The 3,334-nt window shown below is 36.0% G+C and carries 3 protein-coding genes; 1 reads left to right on the top strand and 2 read right to left on the bottom strand.

Going from position 1 to position 3,334, the window contains the following annotated elements; genetic code table 11:
- The first annotated feature begins 85 nt into the window (after nt 1-85).
- Entirely contained in the window at nt 86-1,531 is a 1,446-nt protein-coding gene (locus BFL01S_RS19250) for a magnesium transporter CorA family protein (protein ID WP_235859269.1), read from the top strand.
- 21 nt (nt 1,532-1,552) lie between these two features.
- On the opposite strand, the gene BFL01S_RS19245 is transcribed toward BFL01S_RS19250, so the two are convergent.
- Both BFL01S_RS19245 and BFL01S_RS19240 read right to left on the bottom strand, forming a co-directional pair.
- Nucleotides 1,553-2,509 (bottom strand): GH25 family lysozyme, encoded by a 957-nt coding sequence (locus tag BFL01S_RS19245; protein WP_061786678.1) that lies wholly within the window; start codon nt 2,507-2,509, stop codon nt 1,553-1,555.
- A 99-nt stretch (nt 2,510-2,608) separates the two neighbouring features.
- Nucleotides 2,609-3,073 carry a hypothetical protein gene (locus BFL01S_RS19240; RefSeq protein WP_061786677.1) on the bottom strand — a complete coding sequence of 155 codons (465 nt, stop codon included), beginning with the start codon at nt 3,071-3,073 and terminating at the stop codon, nt 2,609-2,611.
- Nucleotides 3,074-3,334: the final 261 nt, after the last annotated feature.

The raw sequence follows: 3,334 nt of genomic DNA, 5'->3' as shown, positions 1-3,334 counted from the left end.
AGCCTCTTTTATGTTTTTTTTTGGTCAAATATAGGTATATTACTTAAAGAGCAATAATGAAAAGCATAAGGGAGGGAATTTCTCAGTGGATAAGTGGCAAGCAATGAACTCTCCTTTTCAAGATATTACACCGAATCGTGCAATAAACATGTTCTTGTTTCCTTTTTCTTTTAACCGAAAAGAGAAAAAAGATTTAGTTTCAGCTCTTTATGAGCATGAATTTGACTTTTTTTCTCTAGAGAATACAGATTTAGAAAAGAAATTTTATAGCAAAGACTATTTTGTTTCCCACGCTAGCCTTGATCAATACTTTCTTCCTTATATCGAATGTATTCTCTTTCCTCAATCACCAAAAGAAACAGGGCTCATTCGATTTTCAAAAAAGGTGAATCAAGAAATTACATTTGAAACAAAAGCGTCAACAATTCTAAGTGAAGTTTTGTCTATTGATATTTTTTTATGCCCATTTGAAATCGGTGTAATGACGATTCGTATCGAAGTAAAGGGAAACCATTATTCGTACGATGACGTCATTGAGTTTATGAATCATTTTCGCGTATTAGAGCCTAAATTAGCTGAAGAGCACGGAGCGACCATTACATACAAAAATAAAACCTATGATAAAGTACAAGATTATATTTTTTCAAACTTAACACCGTTTCTAAAACCTTACATTGAGCAAGAAACACAGCACAGCAAACATTTTGGAAGCCTGCCTTATTTTATTGATGAACGGATGTACGTACTAAGTTACGTAACCGTCAACAATGAACAGCCTATTAGCAGTGGCACCTTATTTCGAACTGGACAACTGAACAGCTATGATACTGGCGGTAAACCATTTATTTCAGCTAGAAACCAAGAATATATTGATGAATACAATGATCAACACGTCTACAAGCGATGGACGCCCGAAACATACTATGTTGTAACAGACCACGTTTTTTCTTGTATTTCACATTCAGCCGATGAAGAGACGAATCAAATGTTAATGAATCACCTATTTGGTCAGCACTACTATAATCTATTTTTACATTTCTTTTATAAAATTGTACTGTTGAAACTATCTTATCAATATTCGCAGCTTACATTTGAAAAAGACCAAAACGCTATTGAGCGACTCATCCGCTCTATCACACTCTTTTCAGGTAAGTACTTGTTTTTAGAAATCAGTTCTCGAACGGAAGGACAAGAATTTTCTAGACTTTTCAAAAAGACCTTTCACATTGATTCACTCTACCAAGAAGTGAAGGAAACACTTGGGACTTTATATCAAAATCAAGAAAAAATTGCAGGGAAACGTCATAATTATCTACTGTTGATTTTGACCATCTATACTGTGCTATCCGGTATTTACGGAATGAATTTAGTTATTGAAAGCTGGAATAAAAACCTAAGCTGGAGCGCAATAAAAGATTATTCATTGTTTGAGTACATCGCCTTTATCGTTGCTTTGTCAGGAATTACAATTAGCATTAGCTTAGGAATAAATGCTTTATATAAACTAATTAAAGACCGTCTTCAAAAATAACGAGCATAGGTTCTATGCTCGTTATTTTCCTTTCATCATTTCTTCTAATTTTACTCGAACGTTCGGTCCGTAAATTCCATCCACTTCTTTTGGCAAATAGACTTTTTGAAAGCGAGCAACAGCATTAGCTGTATTGGCTCCATAAATTCCGTCTATTCCATGATTAGGAGCGAACTTATTGGGATAAAAGTAAACGGAAGCAAGCGCTTTTTGGAGTACAAACACTTCTTCTCCTCTCGCTCCCTTTTTTAACATGCCTTTAGGTAGAGACGGATTAGAACTTTTGACAAATTGACTTTTCATTTGTTGAAAAGACGTTTTTACGGTACTTAGTAAGCTTGGCTTCGACTCCTTGACATACTGAAAAAAAGCAGCGTTCATTTCATTTAAATCGACATACGTTGAAATCCCGTCAACTTTCCCCTGATCGGTAAATTGAAACATGGTCCACTCTGACCAAGTAAATAGGTTTCCCGGGCAATCAAATCCTTCCGTTCGGTTACTGCTACTATAGCGAGCAATCCAAAGAGGATAATAGGAAAGCTCCTTTGTGAAGTATGTTTTAGCAAAGTGATACCCACTATATAACAAAGGCTGTACACCAGTATTTTTCTCCATTTCTTCTAGCCACGTTCGGCCAAACCTAGAGACAAACTCAGCATTTTTCCCTTTATTTACTTCTAAATCTAAGCATGGGGGAAAATCAAACTTCATTGACTGCAGCTGCTGCAAAAAGAAAGCCACTTCCTGTTTAGGGTCGTTGGTACAGTGTGCATAGTGATAAAAGCCGACAAGCAAACCCACTCGCTTAGCTTCAACATAATTCTCATATACCCTTGGATCTGTAAATGTTTTTCCTTCTGTTAACTTAATATATGCACCTTGCACTCCTGCTCGAGCCACTCGTTCCCAATCAATTTCCCCTTGATGATGAGATACATCAATAATTAATGGATTATGTACACTACGATTTTGCATATCATCACACTCCTGTGCTTTTGTATTACCCTAGCAGAAAAAAACATCCATGCAAAGCAATAACCTCATTTGATTGTTTAAAACATATTTTTTGATAATTTAATACTTCACAATTGTTGTAATCCCATACGGTGTAAGAAAATTACGGTGACTTAGTTCTTCAACCCACTTTTTTTCATTCAAGTGATACACCCCTGTTTGATTTTCATAAGTCAAGCTACCCACATTGATCTTGATTGGTTCAGTAGCAGACAGTAGACGCCTTTCATATTCTGAAGAAGCATGCTGATTAGGAAGGTGCCATAGCTCTAATACATCTCCTTCTTCCATATACTTTTCAAGGTACAGTAAAAATAAACGGTTGTCCGCACCACGGATTTCATATAAGTACGGCAGTGTAAACAATCCGCCTACTTCTTCATACCAGCCCGTATCTTTTAAATCAAAAACAGCTAAATATATTAAGTCCTCTATTCGTTCAAAGTTTGTTTTTTTGTTGTATTCTTCGATTTCATCAGGAATAATAAATGGCTTATATGATGCTAAAAATGTAATTTCAGACATGGGTTGCCACCTCACATTTCATTAAATAGTGAAAAAACTCTTCAAGCGTTCCCATAAACTTGTCAACTCTGTCTAGGTGATAAAAAGCACTTGTGTTTTGAAGATCATTTAACCCGCTGTTTTCACTGTACAAATAGACCTTCTTTTCAAACGCAATTGCCCAATATGACTTCCCTTTCCTCCTGGAAGGATTAAAATAAAGAGGTCTGCGCGCTGCACTCCGTCTTTTTCACATTGCCCTATTTCTTTCAGCTCCTGAAA

Source organism: Priestia flexa NBRC 15715 (assembly GCF_001591565.1).
Lineage (GTDB): Bacteria > Bacillota > Bacilli > Bacillales > Bacillaceae_H > Priestia > Priestia flexa.
The sequence above is the reverse complement of the archived record's forward strand: the minus strand, read 5'-3'. Positions and strand labels throughout refer to the sequence as shown.

Excerpts from the sequence above, each read along its gene's own strand:
- BFL01S_RS19245 (WP_061786678.1), bottom strand. The coding sequence starts at position 2,509 with ATGCAAAATCGTAGTGTACATAATCCATTAATTATTGATGTATCTCAT.
- BFL01S_RS19240 (WP_061786677.1), bottom strand. The coding sequence starts at position 3,073 with ATGTCTGAAATTACATTTTTAGCATCATATAAGCCATTTATTATTCCT.